Source organism: Escherichia albertii (assembly GCF_028622335.1).
GTDB classification, from domain to species: Bacteria; Pseudomonadota; Gammaproteobacteria; order Enterobacterales; family Enterobacteriaceae; genus Escherichia; species Escherichia albertii.
Genome location: NZ_CP117568.1, coordinates 3,996,329 through 4,019,375 on the forward strand (window position 1 = coordinate 3,996,329; position 23,047 = coordinate 4,019,375).

Genomic DNA, 23,047 nt, shown 5'->3' on the forward strand with positions numbered 1-23,047 from the left:
GACGCTTATTTATTGGTGAGTACTACGTTCCATGGCAGGAGTTCGTCAACACGGTTGGAGGGCCATTCCGGCAGTACGCTCAGAATATGGCGCAGATACGCTTCCGGATCGATACCGTTCAGACGGCAGGTGCCGATCAGCCCGTACAGCAGTGCTCCACGCTCGCCGCCGTGATCGCTACCGAAGAACACGTAATTTTTCTTTCCGAGACAGACTGCACGAAGCGCTCTTTCCGCTGTGTTATTGTCCGCTTCTGCCAAACCATCATCACTGTAATAACAGAGGGCGTCCCACTGATTCAGTACATAGCTGAACGCTTCGCCCAGTCTGGATTTTTTCGACAGCGTGCCATTCTTCTCCACCATCCATTCATGCAGCGACGTCAGTAACGCTTTGCTTCGCTGCTGCCTGGCTGCAAGACGCTCTGACTCTGGTAATCCCCGTATTTCATCCTCGATGGCGTACAGTTCACTGATTCGCTTCAGGGCTTCTTCTGCCGTCGCACTTTTGCTGCTGATGTATACATCGTGGATTTTTCGCCGGGCATGGGCCCAGCACGCAACTTCTGTCAGTGCACCACCTTCACGTTCTGCACTGAACAACCTGTCGTAACCTGTGAACGCATCCGCCTGCAGGATACCCCGGAAGGGGCGAAGGTGTTGCTCCGGGTGTTTTCCCTGCCGGTTCGGCGAGTACGCGAACCAGACCGCTGGAGGAGATGACGAACCCACATTGCGATCATCCCGGACATACGTCCAGATACGCCCTGTTTTCGCCTTTTTCTGACCCGGTGCCAGTACCTTTACCGGTGTGTCATCAGTGTGAACCTTGCGGGTATTCATTACATAACGGTACAGGGCATCATTCACCGGTGTCATTAACTGGCAGCACGCGTCAACCCAGTTGGAGAGTAAGGCCCGGCTCAGTTCGACACCCTGGCGGGCAAAGATTTCACTCTGACGATACAGTGGCAGATGTTCGCAGTATTTTCCCGTTAACACGCGGGCAAGTAATCCGGGGCCCGCGATACCACGCTCTATCGGGCGGGACGGCGCCGGTGCTTCAACAATACAGTCACATTTTGTACAGGCTTTTTTTACCCGTTCTGTGCGGATCACTTTCAGGGCACTGCTCACCAGTTCCAGCTGTTCAGCGCTGACTTCCCCCAGATAATCCAGCTCACCGCCACACTCCGGGCAACAGCTTTCTTCTGGCTCCAGGCGGTGTATTTCACGGGGAAGGTGTGCCGGTAACGGACGACGATGGCGCGACTGTCGCAACTGGCGGGGAACCTGAGGATCGTCTTCCCGCCCACTGTAACGATCGCTGTCCTGTTCACGTTGTTTCAGCAGAGCCTCAGCCAGTTCAACTTCACGACGCAGTTTTTCAGAACGGGTACCGAACAGCATCCGGCGCAGTTTTTCTATCTGAGCCCGCAGATGTTCTATTTCCCGTTCATCTTCTTCGATCTTTTCTTCGGCACGTGCCAGTGCAGAGCGCAGGAAGGCCTCCGTCTCTTCAACCAGACTCAGTTGCTGGTCTTTCTGACGGAGCTGGCTTTCCAGTTCTGCAATGCGAATGAGGTATTTCTGACTCATGGCCGTTTTTATAATGCGGCCAGGCGTTTTTTACAACATTGTCAGTGCGTTAAGGCGGGATGTTTTTGGCTGACGCCAGTCCAGCTTATCGAGGAGCATTGCCAGTTGCGAGCGGGTAATGGATACCTTGCCGTCACGTACCGCAGGCCAGATAAACTGGCCTTCCTCCAGGCGTTTGGTGAACAGGCACAGACCATCAGCATCAGCCCAAAGAATTTTAACGGTGTCACCCCGTCGGCCACGGAAGATAAACAGGTGACCGGAGAAGGGATTATCATTCAGCACATGTTGTACCTGTTCTCCCAGTCCGTTGAAGGATTTACGCATATCGGTAACGCCGGCAACGAGCCAGATACGGGTACCTGATGGGAGTGAGATCATCTTCCCCTCCCGGTCAGTTCACGGATCAACACCGTGAGCAGCTCTGGCGATGGATTTTCCAGCGTCATGTTACCGTGACGGAATTCCACCTTGCAGGAACTGGCACTGACTCTGGTCTGAGTGGAAGTGGATAAAGACGGCGCAATGGCCGCCACAGGTTCTTTCTGCTCATCCGGCGTTATTTCTACAGGTAATAATTCAACGCCAGTGTCAGAAGAGGTCGTTACCGGAAGACGCCGCGAAACACGCCCTTCGTTCTGCCAGAGCCTGAGCCATTTGAAAATAACATTATCATTGACGCCATTTTCACGTGCAATCTGTGCAACACAAGCTCCAGGTTGTGATGCCAGTTCCACCATACGAAGTTTGAATTCATTCGAATAGTTTTTACGAGGTTCTTTTCGCCAGTCCTGTAATTCCATACTTAGATGTCCGTCTATATCAGATGGGCGTCTAAGTTACCAATTCTCGTCTGATGGCTACATACGGCGGTCAGTTTACGCTTACATTTCCGCTGCCTGCTGGCTCATACATTCTGAGGCGGCCATCTCCAGCGCCTGGCGGGAGAACAGGTTAAGCCGCTTTACCAGTGCGGGAAGATCAATCTGGATCATAGATGTCCTTATCGAAGTAATTTGTTTAGCTGGTGCAGAATGTCCTGTGTCTGGCTATCCAGTCGCAGCAGATAAAACAGGTAGAAAAACGCCAATACGACAACGCCACCACCCAAAATATGCTTAATGGTCAGGCGGTTGATTAACTGATAACGCTCCCCCTGGTTTTTTTTATTCTGGTGTAACAGCGGAAAGGGCGCATCGCCGCGCAGTTTATGCAGAACGTGGTAAAGGCGGCGGTAGATCTGTTCAAATTCTCCTTGATCCTGCGTTGCCACTTTGTAGCGTCCGCGAAAACCCAGAGAAAAGCAGATCCAGAGAAATTCCAGCAGATCCTGGTAGCGTTTAGGTTCACGGATCAGGCGCTCCAGCAGGATGAAAACTTTCTCGCCACCCCAGGCTTCATTGTGGAAATGGACCAGCAGTGACTGTTTGATCCACTCGTTCTTGTTCGACCAGCCATTGCCGAGGGCCGCTTCATCAATAAAGGTGCAGAGGATGTAACGAAATGAAATAATCACGCCAGGTTCGTAGCCCTGCTCCTGAAGCAGTTGTTCCATGGCTTGCACATCCGTCACCACCTGAGAAAAAAGGTGTTCCGGCATCATCTGGCTGTTCATGGTTGAAAGGCGCATCACCATACCGAGGAGTGGCGTGGCCGCGTCGATCATCGGATTAAGGCTGTTGCCACGAAGTGCGAGATGGTAGTCACGCTGGCCTTTTTTTTCGTATTCGGTAAATGGGGGTAGAGACAGAGATCCCTCATCCATTGGCTTAACCTCTTATCGCCCACAGTTGCATATTCAGATCCGGGAAACTACCGGACACATGCAATGCAACGGCACCTGCAGCAGCCATTTCTGCCCAGGCCGTACCGCTCTTGTCGAGCTCGAAATAGCTGAACCCGGAATGGTAGGGAAGCTGGCGGGGAGCCACCATCAGTGCGCGCAGTGGAATACCGGGGATCTGTACACTGACCGTGTTGCGGATCTTTTCCGGTGAGGAAATTTTCGACTGCTGAATAAACTGGCGCTGAATCTGATCGACAGGCATATTTGCCGCCACAGCCAGCACAAAGGTCGCAGACTGTAACAACTCAGTGTCATGGACATCGGCCTGCCAGATGCCATCACGCAGATGAAGCGGCAGATTAACTGCTCTGGGGGACAGAACGGTATGCAGTGCTCGCTTGACTTCCAGTAACAGCGTTTTAAATGATTTCGTCAGGTCATGATGATCATACACATCAAGCGGGCAGGGCAGGCGAGATGGCTCGGTAAAAGTCATCAGTTCTCCCAGTAATCCGGCAAGATCAAGATAGAAATCTTCTGGATGGAGCTGGGAGCGGCGGGCGCGATGGGTAAACCGGGTCTGGTTACGGTTAAGCAACTGCAACATCATAAATTCTGCCACATCCGCGATTCCGCTCTGTGCCGGAGAACCAATGCGATTTGCAAGATCGCTTGCCCGTCCGCCAATTGCTCCCTGCACCTCTTTGAGATAACCACGCAGTTTCTTACTGACCTGAATATTCTGACAGGAGGGGATAAAATCATCATCCAGCGTCAGGGAGCCGTCGGCATGGCGCTCGCTGATGCGACAAAGCGGAAGCGTAATCCAGGCGCTCATGTCTTCTGCACCACTCATAATGCGCGGCGTCAGTTGCCCCAGAGTCAGTGTTCGCGCGTCGCCTTCTTCTGAATGTAAATCCCTGACATCGGCATAATTCAGCCGGTAACGACCGATTCGCTGCCCGTCGCTGATTTCATTTCTCACATCACTGGCGATCGGCAGAGCCAGGTAAATGTTACGGCTTTTTTCATCCGGGAAATTTTGCGGGTGTAGAGGATCGGGCAAGGCGTCCTGGTCGGGGATGGTGAAAACGGTGCCGTCGGGCAACGTGCCCGATGCACTGTCAATCATGATTTTACCTTGCGCCAACAGTTCTTTGTTGAGGGCGAGTTCGGTAAACCCCCAGGATAAATCATTCATGGCCAGGAAGCGCCGGTTACCCAGATAGTCGTTGTAACGTTGCTGTTGCTGAAAATGGTGTGGACGCATCAGCATCCCTTCCTGCCACATCACCTTGTTGCGAGTGGTTGCCATAATTATTCATCCTCTTTCTTCATTTCGATGCTGCTTTGACGTACATGCACCAGCAGGCGGTAGTGGTGGCCCGTTCCTTCCACCGTCTCTATTTGCTTCCATTCAGTGGCCTGGTCGTCGGAGAAATAGGCAACGACGCCAATAAACTGTGTTTTTTCATCCAGCTTCACCGGGGGCAGGGTTTTGACGGCGTCCGGCAACAGGTTAAAATCCTGGTGGTCGATATAGTTTTTTCCCAGCACATCCGGTAACGGGGTACTGGCGATTTGGTCATAGTCGGCTGCCTGCAATTTTGAGTCGTCAGTCAGGTATATCAGTTGTACATCCACGGCAGCGGCTTCCCCCTCCGCATTGGTATTGGTGTCTGGTTCAGTCAGCAGAGTGACGATGATTTCTGATGGTTGTTCTTTCAGACTCCCTACCTGGATATTCGGATTTTTGATTACTTGACTGATTTTTTTCGCCGTTTCGCAGCCGGTTAATATGACGCACATCAGCACGCAGGCCAGAAACGCCTTCTTATTCATGCTTCCGGCTCCCGCTGTTTTTCACGAAGTACCCGGTCATAGACCTGGGCGTAGACTTCGTTAAACAGCATCTCAAACCCCTGTTGGCGATCGGAGGCTAACTCTTCGTAATAATGGCTGTACATTTGCCATGCTCCGGCATCATCCAGCGGTTGGCGCAGTTCATGACTTCGACGGTACTGTACAAAACGACGCATCAGATTCCTGGGGGAGAAGGCGTCCAGCAGGACACGGAGCGACTCCACAATCGCCGCCCGGTTGGCTTCTTCATGGTGGCGGACATTGCGAAGACTTTCACTGACGGCCGCGGGGGCAGCCAGGTGTACCGGGCTTTTACCTTCGGCAAACATCACGTCGAGCGCGACGGCGTAATCCATGTTCAGGCGCAGTGGGTTATCTTCCAGCGGGCGTAAATGTTTGTCTGACAGGCTGTTACGCTGTTGCTGCAAATCGAGCAGACCTTTTATTGCCGCCTGTAACGTTCGTCCGGCCTCCTCCAGAAAATCATCCGCATCGTCGGAATTGTTCACGGTCAGCGAACCGCCAAGACCGCGTAGTAATGGTGTGACGGCAAGGTGGCGTTGCGCCATTTCTGTCGGGGAGAGGTCATCGCTACGATCGCCAGGACGGGCGTAGATGGGAGGCAAATCCATAAATGGAGTGTTGATGCCTCCATTGCCCGCCGGATCGGACAGTGGCGCCGAGGGACGGACAGTCGCAATACCTGACAGCGGAGCGTCGGTGGTTACCAGACTTTCGGACTGGAGTGCCTGGAGTGGATCGGCTGAAAAACCATTTACTACAGTGTCTGCAAGCTGGTGTCGGTAAGTCATTCCCGGATAGTGTGGCGCGCCCTCGGTTGACAGCAGGGTATCTGCAAGTATATCGCGATTGGTGACAATGGTTTCAGGCGTGATCATTGTCTCATCGTAGTGGGGAGCATCTCCCCGACTCAGGTGGACTCTTACCATCAGCCGCCCGATCTGGAGCTCATCGCCCTGGCGCAGCTGTATCAGATCTGATGTTGCTGTGATTTTTGCCTGGTTCAGCCACAGTTGCGCAGTTTGCGGATGCAGGCAAAATGAACCCTCGTGCAGGACTACGGTAAAAGCCAGTGCCGGAATGCTTTGCTGACGATCTTGTACCGACCAGTGGCATTCGGGGCCATGGCCGACATTTCCCTGTTGCGTGAACAGACAGCGCGCCGTGCGCCCGCTTTCCAGCTCACTGCTGTTGATGATCTGCAATGAAAGCGTCTGTTGTTTCTCTTCCGGCATATTCTGCTCCGTGATTATCATAATTTACGACCTTACCCTGATGGCGACTGAAGGTCGTTCTTCCGGTGTGCCGAGGAAGCTGGTCCAACCCAGCAGCGCACTTTTGTTATCGCCCAGACGCATTGCGCCGACCTGTTCCGGCGCCAGTCCCAGATGTAAATCCCAGGCAAGCTGATCGCGCAGGATGAAGGACACGAACATCGTCAGCGGCAGGAAGTTTTCGCCGGACGGCAGAAAAGAGAGGAACTGTTTTCGGGTCAGGTTAGTAATACTGAGCTGGAATTTTCCGCTGAGATCGAGCACTCGAGTCCCCAGGACAAAACTGCCCAACACCGATCTCCCCGCCCGTTTTTCGCCATTTTTAAGCGAATAGCATCCCAGGCTGTTTTGCTGATCCGGTTCAATATCCACCTTGCGGCGTTGCCAGTTTTGCAGCGTCACATTTGACAAATCAAAGCAGTGGGACACCAGGCCACAGATAATTTCCGGGGATCGTCCCGGATTGGCGAGTATTCCAGAATACGCCAGCATTTTGCTGTGATTAATCGCCAGCTTATCGCGAAGCTGACGATGGCCCAGCCCGACAAGGGAGTACATGCGCTGTGAGAATGCATCCACACCGCCGTTACGAAAACTGACGTGATAACGGTACTTGCGCCAGATATGCCAGACAAACTGTGTCAGGCGGTGGCTGAACATATCCAGAAAATCACCTACCGGGCTCTGTTCATGTACCGCTTTCCAGGCCAGGTGATCGAGGTAATAACCGGGGAGAGGTGACTGGCTGCCCTGTAATCCCATAAATGTGGTGGTCATCCTGAATACGCCTGACATATCCCGTTTCAGTGAACTGATATCACTGCATGGAAATGCAAGACTGGCGTCGGCGCTGAAACGCAGGTTTTCCTGTATCGGATCATCGCGCAGGGATAATTCTGGCGTTCCTTTTTCACCCTGTGCCAGACGATGCAATAACTCCGCCATCGCAAAAAAATTATAAGAGCAGGCATTATGGAAAACCTGACCCAGTGGATCATTCGTTCCTTCATTTACCGGGAGATTACCCGAAATCAGATGAGGGGATGCTGTCCGCTTCTTTCCGTCCATTTCCATGTCTCCTGGCTTTCCATGTTTACAACGGTCAGCATGTGGAATGAGTTGACGCTGGCGTACAGCGACAGAAAATGCGAAAGCACTGTACCAAGCAGATACATTTCCCCTTCACAGACAAACGGCTCAGGATGTAGATACAGCGTTGAGGCCAGCCCCCGAACAGGAATACCTGTGAACAGACGATCGACGGGGCGAGTTTCGAGACGCTCAATGGCATCCAGCTTTTGTTGTGACAACCGTGCCGTCTGTGGATGATGAATTGCGTGGCGATCAAAATTAGCGATAACCTGCTTCAGCGCGTCTGTGTCCAGCAATGACAGATAATTCAGGTTCATGGCAGAGAGCAGGGACCAGTGCAGGCTGCCATCAATAACCGGCCAGAGTGGTTGTGTCGGGCGGATAATGTTGCGAAATGATGCTACCGCCGCATTTTTACCCGTTGTGCCGGTGATATCGCCAGAGCGAAGTTGTGATGGAAGTTCCCGGTTGGTGCATGTCAGCGATACCGAAACCACTTCATTACTGAGCAGTGATTCATCTGATGGATAACTGCCATCGGCATGAATAAAGGCGAGAGTATGATCAAAGCCGCGATGGAACAGAGACGTATTGGTTCGGTGATGCCAGTACACGACTTCCCGTTTTCGGCTATATTCCATCTGATGACTGAAGCTTTCAAAGGCAGGCCACTGACGTGCAGCTTGCGTCGAAACGGGGCGTCCCATATCTTTTTTTCTGAACATATCCTTGACCTGGCTTACTACACTGTTTACGGAAAATACATCGTAATGTTCCGGGTAGTGACGGCTGGGGACCAGCGGATAGTCTGCCCGCCGATTGTCCAGAGTGATGGCTTCTGCGTGATGGGTGAATAAATTAATGGCAGGTGCACAATACAGGCGCAGGGAGTCGTTGCGTAGCCGAATATCCACGGGTAATGGGCGTGAAAAACGCAGTTGCAGGGTAAAGGCGTCTGCCTGCAACCTGCCAGGTAACACCGGACAACCACACAGATCAAAGAAGAGAAATGCATCTGGATAACAGAAATACTCCTGAAGGATCCGGTAGCCGCTGTGAACATTTTTTGGCCAGGGGAGCATGGCATCCTGCGGCTTAAAACCGACGGCTTTCAGCATAAACTCAGGCAGCTGAATATGCTGTTCACCCACAGTCAGGTCGGCGCTCTGTAAGTATTCACAAAACCACAAATAAAGTTGATCACGAGTATAGTTGTCATCATTGCCGAGCCAGAAGCGAAGTTTGTTCAGATCCAGTGTGCGGAAGTCCGTTCCTGGCGCGACCGAAAAGGTAATGTTAATGACGCTATTACGGGGCGTACTGCGATTTTCAATTTGCTCCAGGCGAACTGGTAGCAACCATATATCCCGGCAGAGAGTGAAAGTACACGGAGGTGGTTCTTTCTGTGTATCAACAGAGGGCAGAACCTTGTCAACCCGGCTTTCCCCGGCATTGGTTGTGAACTGCTCATTGCGAGGGATTAACACCGGAACAGAAGATTTATCCATATCCGGCGTATATTCAATAAGGGTCATTGCCGGAACTGGACGCAGATAATTAGGCCACAGCATCTTGATAAGCCCGTGCGTCAGTTCTGGAAATTCATCCTCAATTTTCTGGCGAAGATTGCCGGTAAGAAAAGCCACGCCTTCCAGCAGACGTTCAATGTCAGGGTCTGCATCTTTTTCGGCCAAAAAGCGGGCCAGATGGGGTTTTTCTGTTGCCAGCAGCTTGCTGAGTTGGCGCAGATAATCGAGCTCTTCCCGAAAATAACGTTCTTCAAGTCCCATTATTCAGTCCACCCGATAATGCTGGCTGCCATTCGGCGCCATATCAAATTCAAACACTTCGTGAGTATCGTTAAATGTCACCCAGGCTGTAATGTGAAACATCATATCCAGCGGACTGGAGGCGGATGTCATTACTGCCTGTACTTCAGCCTGTGAGACTCGGGGTTCATAGCGTTCTATACATTGAGCTATGGTTCGACTCATTGATTCGCGAAAGTTATCAACACCTTCCGGTTCATTAATTCCTAGCTCAGGCGCGCCCCGGCAACTACCGGACCGGGTATTAAGGATATTTCGCAGATTCTGGCGAATGGACTGCCTGAGCATATGGCTGCTGCTTCCCTGTTGCCTTCTGGTTGGGGGAGCTTCCATACGCTCAAAAAGAGAACCTGTGCTTCTTTCCCGATCCGGTATCATGCTGCGTTACTCTCTGTCTAACCGACCAACCAGGGAGAGCTCAAAGTTTGCCCCCATAAATTTGAAATGTGGTCTCACACTCAGTGCGACCTGGTACCAGCCGGGTTCACCTTCTACATCCATAACCTCAACTTTGGCTGCGCGTAGAGGCTTGCGACTGCGTACGTCTGCTGGTGGGTTTTCCTGGTCGGCAACATACTGGCGGATCCAGGTATTAAGCTCCCTTTCTAAATCGCTCCTTTCTTTCCATGACCCCAGTTGCTCACGCTGCAATACTTTAATGTAGTGAGCTAACCGATTAATTATGAAAAGATAAGGAAGCTGTGTACCCAGCTTATAGTTGGTTTCTGCGTCTTTAGCCGGAAAGTGTTTCGGCTTTTGTACCGAGTTTGCGGAGAAAAAGGCGGCATTATCAGAGTCTTTACGCATGGTCAGGGTGATAAACCCTTCTTCAGCCAGTTCAAATTCGCGGCGATCGGTGATCAGTACCTCGGTTGGAATTTTGGCCTGAATCTGCCCCATCGTTTCGAACAGATGCACTGGCAGATCTTTCACCGCGCCGCCGCTTTGCGGGCCAATGATATTTGGACACCAGCGGTATTTGGCAAAACTATCAGCGACATTGCACGCCAGCATCCAGGCCGTATTACCCCACAGATAATCTTCGTGGTTTCGACTGACATCTTCGTGATAATTAAAGTTCTTAACAGGGTTATCCGTCGGCGAATAGGGTTGGCGAAGCAGGAAGCGCGGCGCGGTAAGCCCTAAATAGCGCGAGTCTTCCGAGTCACGCAGGGTGCGCCATTTGGTATAGGCCGGACCTTCAAAGATGGCATAAAGATCCTTGATATTAGGTAGTTCGGTCCAGGACGTCAGGCCCATAAATTCTGGGGAGACAGAGGACAGGAATGGTGCGTGCGCCATTGCGCCAACAGCACTGACGTATTGCAGTAGTTTCATGTCAGGTGTGGTATTTTTGAACTCGTAAGCGCCCAGTACGGCGGCGATGGGTTCCCCACCAAACTGTCCGAATCCAGATGAATAAACGTGTTTATAAAATCCTGACTGAATGATTTCTGGGGCAAATTCGAAATCTTCCAGAAGCTCCTGCTTGGTGACATGAAGCACGTTGATCTTGATATTTTCACGGAAGTCAACGCGATCCACCATGGTTTTCAGTGAGCGCCAGAATGACTCTACCTGTTGAAAGGCGGGCGCATGGATGATGCCATCCATCTGGCGACTGATGCGTTCATCGATATCTGCAATCATGCTGTCCACAGCCAGTTTATTGACCGGTTCAGCAGATGCAGTGGATTGCAGGATACTGGTGATAAAGGCTGTCACCCCCTGGCGGGCAACATCATAACCTTCTGAGCCTGGCTGAATACGGGTCTGCGCCATTATTTGATCAAGCAGCGATGATGTTTGCTCGACGTGACTGGAAACGCGTTCTTCTTCCTGTAAAGACATACCGAAAATCCTTCTATTTAGCTGTGTTTCTGAAGCTGGGGGTTCGCCGTTAGTGAGACTCACACTGCTGCAGGACGTAAAGATGGATAATCTTATCTACCCATCAAGCAACTGATGCGACTATCCTGTTTGGCCACCAACATATCTATTGCCTCCCGGTTTATTTCACCGGTCCGACTGAAACGCACCCAGTGAACTGCCTGCAAAAAGCCCTGGTCAGAGCGAGATTGTTCCCGGGGATATTTTTGTTTGCCGCCGCGCCTGGACAACCCATGTTTAATGAAATGGTGATAATTACTTTCCGCTTACCAGACCGATTTCTCTGAGTAACTGCTCCCGGGATTCCTCGTTTTCCAGTAAGGCCTGAAGTTGGATTCGAAATGCAGGGAGATTGCCCATTGGCCCTTTCAGTGCGGTCAGCGCTTCACGTAGATCCAGTAATTTATTCACTTCAGGAACCTGTCTGGCTACGCTGTCCGGGGAAAAGTCATCCAGTGATTTGATATTCAACGCGACATTCAATTCTTCATCATTGGGACCTTCCTTTAATACCGCGGGAACGGTAAAACTCAGGCCGATGGCTGCTTCAGCCATCACTGCGCCGAAATTGTGTTTGTTAACAGAAACGGCCTGACGCTCATCCAGAGGGGATGTCTCTTGTGTATTTCCGGTATCGCCGACAACGAGCATATTTAGTGGAAGTTCCACCTCAGCAGTCTGACCATCTGTTTTTGGAACGTAAGATATATTAATTCGCTCGCGGGGAGCGACGCTACCTTCGAATTTTTTACTCATAAAAATGATCCCTCATGTTATCTGTACAGGCCATGAGCACGATATATTGGCACCAAAATTCCCGATAGTTCCATTCTTATAGTGTCACGAATAATAAAATTTCCTACTCCGTCACTGAATTGCATTTTACATATGAAAATAAATAGGAGAAGTACTTTTTATCGAACTTAAAGAAGTGTATTCTCCCTGAGAAAAATATGCAATACAATTGATTGGTTTTGTGTAATGTATTGTTTTTAATGTGATTTCTTGATTGATAAGTATTTTTAATGTTTGCGTGGTTATATATTTATCTCGTGATTGATAACGTGGCAAATTTGAGGTTTATCTCAAAAATTATCAAAATGAGATTATTTTGAGAGTGGATAAATACAATATTTATTCATGATTCAGCTTTGCTTTTTATGTCAGTGAAGCTCTTGTATGGGACTACTTATTATAGTTGTCGGGAAAATGTTTTGGTGGTGGAAATACAATATTTATTCACTATAAAAATAGTGAATTCGATAACCATCAACTTCAGTTTGTATGTAAAAAATCAGAATAATTGATGCAGTTCACAGTGTGTGCTGTATCTGCCTGCCGGAAATTAAGGGTGGGTCAGTAGTAAGTAGTTGTTAATAACATTCACAAGGAGTTTACAAATGCCAACACCGTGTTATATCTCCATTACAGGTCAGACTCAGGGGAATATTACTGCTGGTGCATTTACCGCAGATTCTGTCGGTAATATCTATGTGCAGGGGCACGAAGACGAAATGCTGGTGCAAGAGTTTCTGCATAACGTAACGGTCCCAACCGATCCACAATCCGGTCAGCCTGCTGGTCAGCGTGCTCACAAACCGTTCATCTTTACTGTGGCGCTGAACAAAGCGGTTCCGCTGATGTATAACGCACTGGCTTCCGGCGAAATGTTGCCGAAAACTGAACTGCACTGGTGGCGCACTAGCGTGGAAGGCAAGCAAGAGCACTATTTCACCACCCGCCTGACAGATTCGACGATTGTCGATATGAAACTGCATATGCCGCATTGTCAGGACCCAGCGAAACGTGAGTTTACCCAGTTGCTCGAGGTTTCACTGGCCTACCGCAAAATTGAGTGGGAACACGTCAAATCAGGCACCTCCGGCGCCGATGACTGGCGTGCACCGCTGGAAGCCTAAGTTAAACCAACAGCATCTGATCATCTGGTCGGATGCTGTTTTTGTATCACGCCGTAAAAAGAAGGGTTGTCAGTAAGGGGTCACGTTCACGGGAGATGGCGGATGCCGGAAACTTCGGCGGTAGCGTGTCTGAATGCAAGCGTAACACTGTACTGCCACAGCCGCTTTAACAGCGAACAGTCTGTTTTTCCTTAACCCCGGAGGTTGCCATGTCAACCGGATTACGTTTCACACTGGAAGTGGACGGCCTGCCGCCGGACGCTTTTGTGGTGGTTTCCTTTCACCTGAGCCAGTCGCTCTCTTCAGTCTTTTCCCTCGAGCTCTCCCTTGTCAGCCAGCAGTTTCTCTCCCTTGATTTCCCGCAGGTGCTGGAAAAAATGGCCTACCTGACGATATGGCAGGGCAATGACGCACAGCGCCGGGTAAAAGGCGTGGTGACCTGGTTTGAACTGGGGGAGAACGACAAAAAACAGATGCTGTACAGCATGAAAGTCTGTCCGCCGCTGTGGCGCGCCGGGCTGCGCCAGAACTTCCGTATCTTCCAGAATGAGGACATCGAAAGCATCCTCGGCACGCTCCTGAAGGAAAACGGTGTGACAGAGTGGAGCCCGCTGTTCAGTGAGCCGCATCCTTCCCGTGAATTTTGTGTCCAGTACGGCGAAACCGATTACGAGTTCTTGTGCCGGATGGCGGCGGAGGAAGGCATCTTCTTTTATGAGGAACACGCGCAGAAAAGTACCGACCAGAGTCTGGTGTTGTGTGACACGGTGCGCTACCTGCCTGACGCCTTTGAAATCCCCTGGAACCCGAACACCCGTACCGAAGTGAGCACCCGCTGCATCAGCCAGTTCCGCTACAGCGCGCAGATACGCCCCTCACAGACCATCGTCAAGGATTACACCTTTAAACGTCCCGGCTGGGCGGGGCGCTTTGACCAGGACGGTGAAAATATGGATTACCAGCGCACGCAGTATGAAGTGTATGACTACCCCGGGCGTTTCAAAAATGCACATGGCAAGAATTTTGCCCGCTGGCAGATGGACGGCTGGCGCAATAATGCGGAAGTGGCACGCGGGGCAAGCCGTTCGCCGGAGATATGGCCGGGACGGCGGTTCACCCTGACGGAGCACCCGCAGGCGAGTCTTAACCGGGAATGGCAGGTGGTGACGAGCGAACTGCACGGCGAACAGCCGCAGGCGATACCGGGACGTGGGGGGGCCGGCACCACGCTGAATAACCATTTTGCGGTGATACCGGCAGACCGGACATGGCGACCGCAGCCACAGCCGAAACCGCTGGTGGACGGCCCGCAGAGCGCGGTGGTGACCGGGCCGGCGGGGGAAGAAATCTTCTGTGATGAACATGGCCGCGTGCGGGTGAAATTTAACTGGGACCGTTATAACCCGTCAGACCAGGACAGTTCCTGCTGGATACGGGTGGCGCAGGCGTGGGCTGGCACCGGGTTCGGCAACCTGGCGATACCGCGTGTGGGTCAGGAGGTGATTGTGGACTTCCTCAACGGCGACCCGGACCAGCCGATCATTATGGGGCGCACCTACCACGAAGATAACCGCACTCCCGGTAGCCTGCCGGGCACCAAAACGCAGATGACCATTCGCTCAAAGACCTATATGGGCAGCGGGTTCAACGAACTGAAGTTTGACGATGCGACAGGGAAAGAACAGGTCTACATCCACGCGCAGAAGAACATGGATACCGAGGTGCTCAATGACCGTACCACTGATGTGATAAACAACCATGCCGAAAAAATAGGTAACAACCAGGCGATCACCGTAACCAATAACCAGATCCAGAAAATTGGCGTTAATCAGATACAGACAGTTGGTGTCAACCAGGTGGAAACGGTAGGCAGTAACCAGATTATCAAAGTGGGATCAAACCAGGTTGAAAAGGTGGGGATCATTCGTGCGCTGACGGTGGGGGTGGCTTACCAGACGACGGTAGGCGGCATCATGAATACCTCGGTGGCGTTATTGCAGTCCTCACAGGTGGGGCTGCATAAATCACTGATGGTGGGAAGGGGCTACAGCGTCAATGTAGGGAATAACGTCACCTTCACGGTGGGCAAGACGATGAAGGAAAACAGCGGACAAACGGCAGTTTATTCTGCCGGTGAGCATCTGGAGCTCTGCTGTGGTAAGGCAAGGCTGGTACTGACGAAGGACGGAAGCATATTTCTCAATGGTACACACATTCATCTGGAAGGGGAGTCGGATGTGAACGGTGATGCGCCGGTGATTAACTGGAACTGTGGTGCCACACAACCTGTACCGGATGCACCTGTGCCGAAAGATTTACCCCCCGGAATGCCGGATATGCGGAAATATTAAGTTCGGTGCAGAAAATCAAAACAGAACTGGTGCAGTGACCAGATGAACCATATTAAAAGCAGAAGGAATTGATTCATGAGCGGAAAACCGGCGGCGCGGCAGGGTGACATGACCCGCAAGGGACTGGATATTGTGCAGGGTTCAGCAGGGGTGCTGATAGGTGCGCCGACGGGAGTGGCCTGTTCGGTGTGTCCCAACAGCCCGGTGGAGGAGCAGAAGGGCAACCCGGTGAACCCGCTACTGGGTGCGAAGGTGCTGCCGGGCGAGACGGACCTTGCGCTGTCCGGCCCGCTGCCGTTTATTCTTTCCCGCGCCTACAGCAGTTACCGGACCAGGACGCCCGCGCCGGTGGGCGTGTTTGGCCCCGGCTGGAAAGCGCCCTTCGATATCCGCTTACAGATACGCGATGAAGGCCTGATACTCAACGACAGCGGTGGCAGGAGCATTCACTTTGAGTCGCTGTTTCCCGGCGAGATAAGCTACAGCCGCAGTGAGTCGTTCTGGCTGGCAAGGGGCGGGGTGGCGGAGCAGCACAGTTCGCAGCCGTTAAGCGCGCTCTGGCAGGTACTGCCGGAAGATGTTCGCCTGAGTCCGCATGTGTACCTGGCAACAAACAGTCTTCAGGGGCCGTGGTGGATACTCAACTGGCCGGAGCGGGTGCCGGAGGCGGATGAGGTGCTGCCGCCGGAGCCGCCCGTATACCGGGTGCTGACGGGCGTGGTGGACGGCTTCGGGCGGACGCTGGCCTTTCACCGGGCGGCGGAGGGCGAAGTGGCGGGTGCCGTGACGGGGGTGACGGACGGCGCGGGCCGCCGTTTTCACCTGACGCTGAGCACGCAGGCGCAGCGGGCGGAAGCCTTCCGTAAACAGCGCGCCACGTCTTTATCTTCCCCAGCCAGTCTCCGTTCTGTTTCCTCTTCTCCGGCTTTCCCCGACACACTGCCCGCCGGTACAGGATATGGCACGGATAATGGTATCCGGCTGGAGGCGGTATGGCTGACACACGACCCGGCATACCCGGATGAGCTGCCCGCCGCGCCGCTGGCGCGCTACACGTACACGGCCCGTGGTGAACTGCTGGCGGTGTATGACCGCAGCGGAACACAGGTGCGCGGGTTTACTTATGATGCGGAACACACCGGGCGGATGGTGGCGCACCATTATGCGGGGAGACCGGAGAGCCGCTACCGGTATGATGATACCGGGCGGGTGACGGAGCAGGTCAACCCGGAGGGGCTGGACTACCGCTTTGAATACGGGCAGGACCGTGTGACCATCACGGACAGCCTGAACCGACGGGAGGTGCTGTACACGGAAGGCGAAGGTGGCCTGAAGCGGGTGATGAAGAAGGCGCATGCGGACGGGAGCGTCACCCGCAGTGAGTATGATGAGGCTGGGAGGCTGAAGGCGCAGACGGATGCGGCAGGACGGCGGACGGAGTACAGCCTGCATATGGCGTCGGGCGCGGTGACAGCGGTGACGGGGCCGGACGGCAGGACGGTGCGGTATGGCTACAACAGCCAGCGGCAGGTGACATCAGTGACGTACCCGGACGGGCTGCGCAGCAGCCGGGAGTATGATGAGAAGGGAAGGCTGGCGGCGGAGACCTCGCGCAGCGGTGAGACGACGCGGTACAGCTATGATGATCCGGCGAGTGAACTACCGACAGGGATACAGGATGCGACGGGCAGTACGAAACAGATGGCATGGAGCCGTTACGGTCAACTGCTGGTCTTCACGGACTGTTCGGGGTACACGACGCGGTATGAGTACGACCGGTACGGACAGAGGACAGCGGTTCACCGGGAGGAAGGCCTCAGTATTTACAGTATCTATGACAGTCGCGGCAGGCTGACGGGGCAGAAGGATGCGCAGGGGCGTGAAACCCGTTATGAGTACAGCGCCGCAGGCGACCTCACCGCTATCATTGCCCCGGACGGCAGCCGCAGTGAGACAAAGTACGATGCGTGGGGTAAAGCCATCAGCACCACGCAGGGCGGGCTGACGCGCAGCATGGAGTATGACGCTGCCGGGCGCATCACCGTGCTGACCAACGAGAACGGCAGCCAGTCCACGTTCCGGTATGACCCGGTGGACCGCCTGACGGAGCAGCGCGGCTTTGACGGCAGGACACAGCGTTACCGGTACAGCGCCACAGGGCAGCTAATCCGCAGCGAGGATGAGGGGCTGGTCACGCAGTGGTACTACGATGAAGCAGACCGCATCACGCACCGGACGGTGAACGGCGACCCGGCGGAGCAGTGGCAGTATGATGAGCACGGGTGGCTGACAGAAATCAGCCACCTGAGTGAAGGCCACCGCGTGGCGGTCCACTACGGCTATGACGATAAAGGCCGCCTGACGGGCGAACGGCAGACGGTGGAGAACCCGGAGACGGGGGAGATGCTGTGGGAGCATGAGACGGGGCACGCGTACAGCGAACAGGGGCTGGCGAACCGTCAGGAGCCGGACGGACTGCCGCCGGTGGAGTGGCTGACGTATGGCAGTGGTTATCTTACGGGGATGAAGCTGGGCGGAACGCCACTGGTTGAGTACACGCGGGACCGGCTGCACCGTGAGACGGTGCGCAGCTTCGGTAACGGGGCAGACAGCAGTACAGCGGGGTACGAGCAGGCCACGGCGTACACCCTCACAGGCCAGCTCCGGAGCAGGCACCTGAATCTCCCGCAGCTTGACCGTGACCACGACTGGAACGACAACGGACAGCTAATCCGCATCAGCGGCCCGCAGGAGAGCCGGGAGTACCGTTACAGCGACACGGGAAGGCTGACGGGCGTCCACACCACGGCGGCGAACCTGGATATCGATATCCCGTATGCGACGGACCCGGCAGGAAACCGGCTGCCGGACCCGGAGCTGCACCCGGACAGCACCCTCACGGCGTGGCCGGATAATCGCATCGCGGAGGATGCGCACTATGTCTACCGCCACGATGAGTACGGCAGGCTGGCGGAGAAGACGGACCGTATCCCGGAAGGGGTGATACGGATGCACGACGAGCGCACCCACCACTACCACTACGACAGCCAGCACCGTCTGGTGTTCTACACGCGGATACAGCATGGTGAGCCGCTGGTCGAAAGCCGCTACCTGTATGACCCGCTGGGCCGCCGGACGGGAAAACGGGTGTGGCGGCGGGAGCGTGACCTGACGGGGTGGATGTCGCTGTCGTGTAAACCGGAGGTGACATGGTACGGGTGGGACGGTGACCGTCTGACCACCATCCAGACCCGACAGAGCCGTATCCAGACGGTGTACCAGCCGGGGAGCTTCACACCGCTCCTGAGAATCGAAACAGAGAATGGCGAACAGGCGAAGGCGCGGCACCGTAGCCTGGCGGAGGTGTTGCAGGAGGACACGGGGGTGACGCTACCGGCGGAGCTGGCGGTGATGCTGGGAAGGCTGGAGCGGGAACTGCGCGCGGGGGCGGTGAGTGCGGAGAGTGAGGCATGGCTTGCGCAGTGCGGGCTGACGGCGGCGCAGATGGAAAGCCAGATGGAGGCGGAATACGTCCCGGAGAGGACACTTCATCTTTACCACTGTGACCACCGGGGACTGCCGCAGGCGCTCATCAGCCCGGAAGGGGAAACGGCGTGGCGCGGGGAGTATGACGAGTGGGGAAACCTGCTGGGAGAGGAAAACCCGGAGCAACTGCAACAGTCACTCCGTCTGCCGGGGCAGCAGTATGATGAGGAGTCGGGGCTGTACTACAACCGTCACCGATACTATGACCCGTTGCAGGGACGGTATATCACTCAGGATCCTATTGGGCTGGAAGGGGGATTAAATCCTTACCAGTACCCACTCAATCCTATTGAACATATAGATCCGTTGGGGTTAGCCGATGTAACACCGCAAATGATGTTTGGAACTAATTATTATAACACTATGCAGGGGGCTAATGTTGGATTCGCCCCGAACCTGTCAGATGAAGAAAAATTTAAAGCGTTGGATGATTTTTCAAGTATGCGTGGAGTGTATAATCCATTAGACGATTATGTAAAAGGATGGGCTTTGCTGCCTCCTGTTATTGCCGGAGTAGTATTTACCGGGCCAGTAGCAAGTGCGGCTGCATTAGAAAGAGGGACTCTTACATGGGGAGAGATGGCAATTGGAAGTCTTAGTTCATGTGGTGCGGTTGCTACGACTGACTATATGTCTGATCATAAGATGCCGGATAAATCTGAGTTGGCGCTATGTGCTTTAGGTGGTTCTTGGGGAGCGGGAAAAACGTTTGTTGAGAAAATAGCTTTGAAAATGGGATTGTCATTTTTAAGTAAGGGAGGGGATTTTAAATCTGGTGTTTATGCTGCTGCTGATACAGGAGCGGAGGAATTATTAGGTGCAACTTTGAGTAAATTGCCCTTTGTGCCTGAAAATGCTTTTGGAGATTATATTACTGACGTGACTTCTAGTGAAGCGGTAGATAAACTTAAAGGTGATGATAAAAAAGATGCCAATAAAAAATAACCGAAAAATATTAATGTATGTTGTTGTGATGTTTTTTTTTGAAGTGTTGAGTATTCCTGTCGCAATTGGGGTGACAGAATACACAGCAGCCTCCAATAAAATGACATATATAAGAAAAGATGCTGATAAGGGAGATGCTACTGCACAATTTAATCTTGCTGAACTATATCGAACTGGTTCTGAAGGTATCCAGAGTTATAAAAATGCAGTATATTGGTATATGCTTGCGGCAAATCAGGGGATGCCAGAGGCTCAATATAATCTTGGTTTTATGTATGCTCATGGTTATGGGGTGTCTCAAAGCTATGAAAAAGCATTTGAATGGTATCAAATGGCAGCTGAAAAAGGTTTTCCAGAGGCGCAGGGAAATTTAGGAGTATTATATAGTAAAGGGAGTGGCGTGATAAGAGATTATGGTAAGGCCATAGCGTGGTTAAATAAAGCTGCAAATTCTGGATTAGTTACGGCTCAAACTAATCTTGCTTTACTATATGATGAGACTAACAAAAAAGATCTGGCAGAGAAGTGGTATCGTATCGCTGCGGAGCAAGGGGATAAGGTTGCTCAGTATCATTTAGGGCGACTCTATTATGAAGGCATTATTATTAAAAAGGATTATAATAAAGCCGCCTTTTGGTATGATAAATCGGCAAGTCAAGGTTTCACAAAAGCACAATCAGCACTAAGTATCTTTTACTATGAAGGACTGGGTGGGATTACTGTAAATAAATATAAAGCAATAGAACTGTTAAGAAAGTCAGCCACACATGGTGATCCTGTTGCACAACATAATCTTGCATTAATCTATTCCGTAGGCACGAAAGAGTTACCACTCGATAATAAACAGGCATATGCCTGGTTCAGTGCCGCATACGCTCATGGGCTTGATGAAAGTGCTCAATATAAATTGAAGATGGAAAATAGATTAACTCCTGAAGAGTTTGAAAGGGCGCGGATTCTTTCAAAAGAATATATTGAGAAATATAAAAACTAAAGATAATTGGCTATATTTCATGATAATAATCTAATGAGGGATTTTTCTGAACACCAAATCGCATCGAAGTCAGTTAGAGTGCTGCGATTGTCTTGCACGTATTAAATTCAGAGAGAAAATATAGTTGTAGGTATGGGAAAATAACCAACCTAATGTAAATCAGTTCATAGGAAGAAGAATAAACCATGAGCGGAAAATCGGCAGCGCGGCAGGGCGACATGACCCGCAAGGGACTGGATATTGTGTAGGGTTCAGCAGGGGGGCTGATAGGCGCGCCGACGGGAGTGGTCTGCTCGGTGTGTCCGGGAGGGGTTACTTGTGCTAACCCGGTGAACCCGCGGCTGGGGACAAAGGTGCTGCCGGGCGTACCGTTACAGCGATACGGGAAGGCTGACGGGCGTCCACACCACGGCAGCGAACCTGGACATTGATATCCCGTATGCGACGGACCCGGAACTGCACCCGGACAGTACGTTCACGGCGTGGCCGGATAACCGCATCGCGGAGGATGCGCACTATGTCTACCGCTACGATGAGTACGGCAGGCTGGCGGAGAAGACGGACCGTATCCCGGAAGGGGTGATACGGATGCACGACGAGCGCACCCACCACTACCATTACGACAGCCAGCACCGTCTGGTGTTCTACACGCGGATACAGCATGGTGAGCCGCTGGTCGAAAGCCGCTACCTGTATGACCCGCTGGGCCGCCGGACGGGGAAACGGGTGTGGCGGCGGGAGCGTGACCTGACGGGGTGGATGTCGCTGTCGCGTAAACCGGAAGTGACCTGGTACGGGTGGGACGGCGACCGTCTGACCACCATCCAGACCCGACAGAGCCGTATCCAGACGGTGTACCAGCCGGGGAGCTTCACACCGCTCCTGAGAATCGAAACAGAGAATGGCGAACAGGCGAAGGCGCGGCACCGTAGCCTGGCGGAGGTGTTGCAGGAGGACACGGGGGTGACGCTACCGGCGGAGCTGGCGGTGATGCTGGGAAGGCTGGAGCGGGAACTGCGCGCGGGTGCGGTGAGTGCGGAGAGTGAAGCATGGCTTGCGCAGTGCGGGCTGACGGCGGCGCAGATGGAAAGTCAGATGGAGGCGGAATACATCCCGGAGCGGAAACTTCATCTTTACCACTGTGACCACCGTGGACTGCCGCAGGCGCTCATCAGCCCGGAAGGCGAAACAGCATGGCACGGAGTGTATGACGAGTGGGGGAACCAGCTGGGCGAAACCAGCGCGCAGCACCTGCAACAGCCGTACTGTCTACCGGGGCAGCAGTATGATGAGGAGTCGGGGCTGTACTACAACCGTCACCGGTACTATGACCCGTTGCAGGGACGGTATATCACTCAGGATCCGATTGGGCTAAGAGGTGGATGGAATCAGTATAATTACCCACTGAATCCAGTAACAGAGACAGATCCGCTGGGGCAAAAAGGGATGCGTTCTGATGGTCATCCTTGGGGCTATGGATGTGGAGATGAGAGTACAGACAGATTTGTACCTGATTCTTTGGGGGCTGCTGACTTTTTACCAGCCTGTCGAAATCATGATATATGCTATGGAACATTAGATAGTAACAAGGCTACTTGTGATAAAGGCCTTGGGGCTGATATGAAATACGCATGTAAAAATGATTTAAAAGGATTGCATACATTATATCGTCCCTTTTGTAATGGTATGGCAGGAGGATATGAATTCGCAGTAAGTAAATTTGGTCAGTCGGCCTATGATGCCGCACAGGGAAAAGCATTAAATAACTATATGGAATTTGAAATGTTAGATTTATTACAAAGCATGGGAGAGAATGTCAATCCAGATGAATATAAGCAGGCGCATGATAGAGTTGTTAATCCAAATTGAATGCAGGGGGGTATTAAAGCTTATAATGTTATTTTCAATATTTTTTATCCCGTTTTTGGTAGGTTGCAGT

Annotated in this window: 16 protein-coding genes and 2 pseudogenes; 5 read left to right on the forward strand and 13 right to left on the reverse strand. The window is 52.7% G+C overall.

Features of this window, described 5'->3' with window-relative positions; translation table 11 throughout:
* Positions 1-5: 5 nt before the first annotated feature.
* The 13 genes and pseudogenes from tnpC to tssB form a co-directional block, all read right to left on the reverse strand.
* Entirely contained in the window at positions 6-1,598 is a 1,593-nt protein-coding gene (gene tnpC / locus PS053_RS19315; RefSeq protein ID WP_048237919.1) for an IS66 family transposase, read from the reverse strand.
* 30 nt (positions 1,599-1,628) lie between these two features.
* Positions 1,629-1,979 carry an IS66 family insertion sequence element accessory protein TnpB gene (gene tnpB / locus PS053_RS19320; RefSeq protein ID WP_000624718.1) on the reverse strand — a complete coding sequence of 117 codons (351 nt, stop codon included), beginning with the start codon at positions 1,977-1,979 and terminating at the stop codon, positions 1,629-1,631.
* Positions 1,976-2,401 carry an IS66-like element accessory protein TnpA gene (tnpA, locus tag PS053_RS19325; protein ID WP_000422741.1) on the reverse strand — a complete coding sequence of 142 codons (426 nt, stop codon included), beginning with the start codon at positions 2,399-2,401 and terminating at the stop codon, positions 1,976-1,978. The genes tnpB and tnpA overlap by 4 nt, the downstream gene beginning before the upstream one ends.
* Positions 2,402-2,485: 84 nt before the next feature.
* Positions 2,486-2,593: pseudogene (locus PS053_RS23195) on the reverse strand (hypothetical protein); the annotation flags it as partial.
* Positions 2,594-2,601: 8 nt separating this feature from the next.
* Positions 2,602-3,363 (reverse strand): type IVB secretion system protein IcmH/DotU, encoded by a 762-nt coding sequence (icmH, locus tag PS053_RS19330; protein ID WP_044712016.1) that lies wholly within the window; start codon positions 3,361-3,363, stop codon positions 2,602-2,604.
* A 4-nt stretch (positions 3,364-3,367) separates the two neighbouring features.
* Entirely contained in the window at positions 3,368-4,699 is a 1,332-nt protein-coding gene (gene tssK, locus PS053_RS19335; protein ID WP_256879473.1) for a type VI secretion system baseplate subunit TssK, read from the reverse strand.
* 2 nt (positions 4,700-4,701) lie between these two features.
* Complete coding sequence (tssJ, locus tag PS053_RS19340) at positions 4,702-5,226, reverse strand: type VI secretion system lipoprotein TssJ (RefSeq protein ID WP_098402510.1); 525 nt, start codon at positions 5,224-5,226, stop codon at positions 4,702-4,704.
* Positions 5,223-6,503: a type VI secretion system-associated FHA domain protein TagH gene (tagH, locus tag PS053_RS19345; RefSeq protein ID WP_059272067.1), complete on the reverse strand. Its 1,281-nt coding sequence runs from the start codon at positions 6,501-6,503 to the stop codon at positions 5,223-5,225. The genes tssJ and tagH overlap by 4 nt, the downstream gene beginning before the upstream one ends.
* A gap of 24 nt (positions 6,504-6,527) precedes the next feature.
* Positions 6,528-7,610, reverse strand: coding sequence for a type VI secretion system baseplate subunit TssG (gene tssG / locus PS053_RS19350; protein ID WP_103053279.1), 1,083 nt, complete (start codon positions 7,608-7,610; stop codon positions 6,528-6,530).
* Positions 7,574-9,424, reverse strand: coding sequence for a type VI secretion system baseplate subunit TssF (gene tssF / locus PS053_RS19355; protein ID WP_044714119.1), 1,851 nt, complete (start codon positions 9,422-9,424; stop codon positions 7,574-7,576). The genes tssG and tssF overlap by 37 nt, the downstream gene beginning before the upstream one ends.
* 3 nt (positions 9,425-9,427) lie before the next feature.
* Positions 9,428-9,841, reverse strand: a complete 414-nt coding sequence (gene tssE / locus PS053_RS19360; RefSeq protein ID WP_256879472.1) for a type VI secretion system baseplate subunit TssE — start codon at positions 9,839-9,841, stop codon at positions 9,428-9,430.
* Positions 9,842-9,847: 6 nt separating this feature from the next.
* Positions 9,848-11,314, reverse strand: a complete 1,467-nt coding sequence (gene tssC / locus PS053_RS19365; protein ID WP_054412784.1) for a type VI secretion system contractile sheath large subunit — start codon at positions 11,312-11,314, stop codon at positions 9,848-9,850.
* A gap of 294 nt (positions 11,315-11,608) precedes the next feature.
* The gene (gene tssB, locus PS053_RS19370) at positions 11,609-12,109 is read right to left on the reverse strand and encodes a type VI secretion system contractile sheath small subunit (protein ID WP_000037393.1); all 501 of its coding nucleotides are present in this window, start codon (positions 12,107-12,109) and stop codon (positions 11,609-11,611) included.
* A gap of 644 nt (positions 12,110-12,753) precedes the next feature.
* Here tssB and PS053_RS19375 point away from each other — a divergent pair.
* The 5 genes and pseudogenes from PS053_RS19375 to PS053_RS19395 form a co-directional block, all read left to right on the forward strand.
* Complete coding sequence (locus PS053_RS19375) at positions 12,754-13,272, forward strand: Hcp family type VI secretion system effector (protein WP_001142955.1); 519 nt, start codon at positions 12,754-12,756, stop codon at positions 13,270-13,272.
* Positions 13,273-13,481: 209 nt separating this feature from the next.
* Positions 13,482-15,623 carry a type VI secretion system Vgr family protein gene (locus PS053_RS19380; protein ID WP_256908044.1) on the forward strand — a complete coding sequence of 714 codons (2,142 nt, stop codon included), beginning with the start codon at positions 13,482-13,484 and terminating at the stop codon, positions 15,621-15,623.
* A 75-nt stretch (positions 15,624-15,698) separates the two neighbouring features.
* Positions 15,699-20,114: an RHS element core protein gene (locus PS053_RS19385; RefSeq protein WP_256908043.1), complete on the forward strand. Its 4,416-nt coding sequence runs from the start codon at positions 15,699-15,701 to the stop codon at positions 20,112-20,114.
* The gene (locus PS053_RS19390) at positions 20,098-21,108 is read left to right on the forward strand and encodes a tetratricopeptide repeat protein (RefSeq protein ID WP_149540557.1); all 1,011 of its coding nucleotides are present in this window, start codon (positions 20,098-20,100) and stop codon (positions 21,106-21,108) included. The genes PS053_RS19385 and PS053_RS19390 overlap by 17 nt, the downstream gene beginning before the upstream one ends.
* Positions 21,109-21,468: 360 nt before the next feature.
* Positions 21,469-22,977: pseudogene (locus PS053_RS19395) on the forward strand (RHS repeat-associated core domain-containing protein); the annotation flags it as partial.
* Between the last annotated feature and the right edge of the window lie 70 nt (positions 22,978-23,047).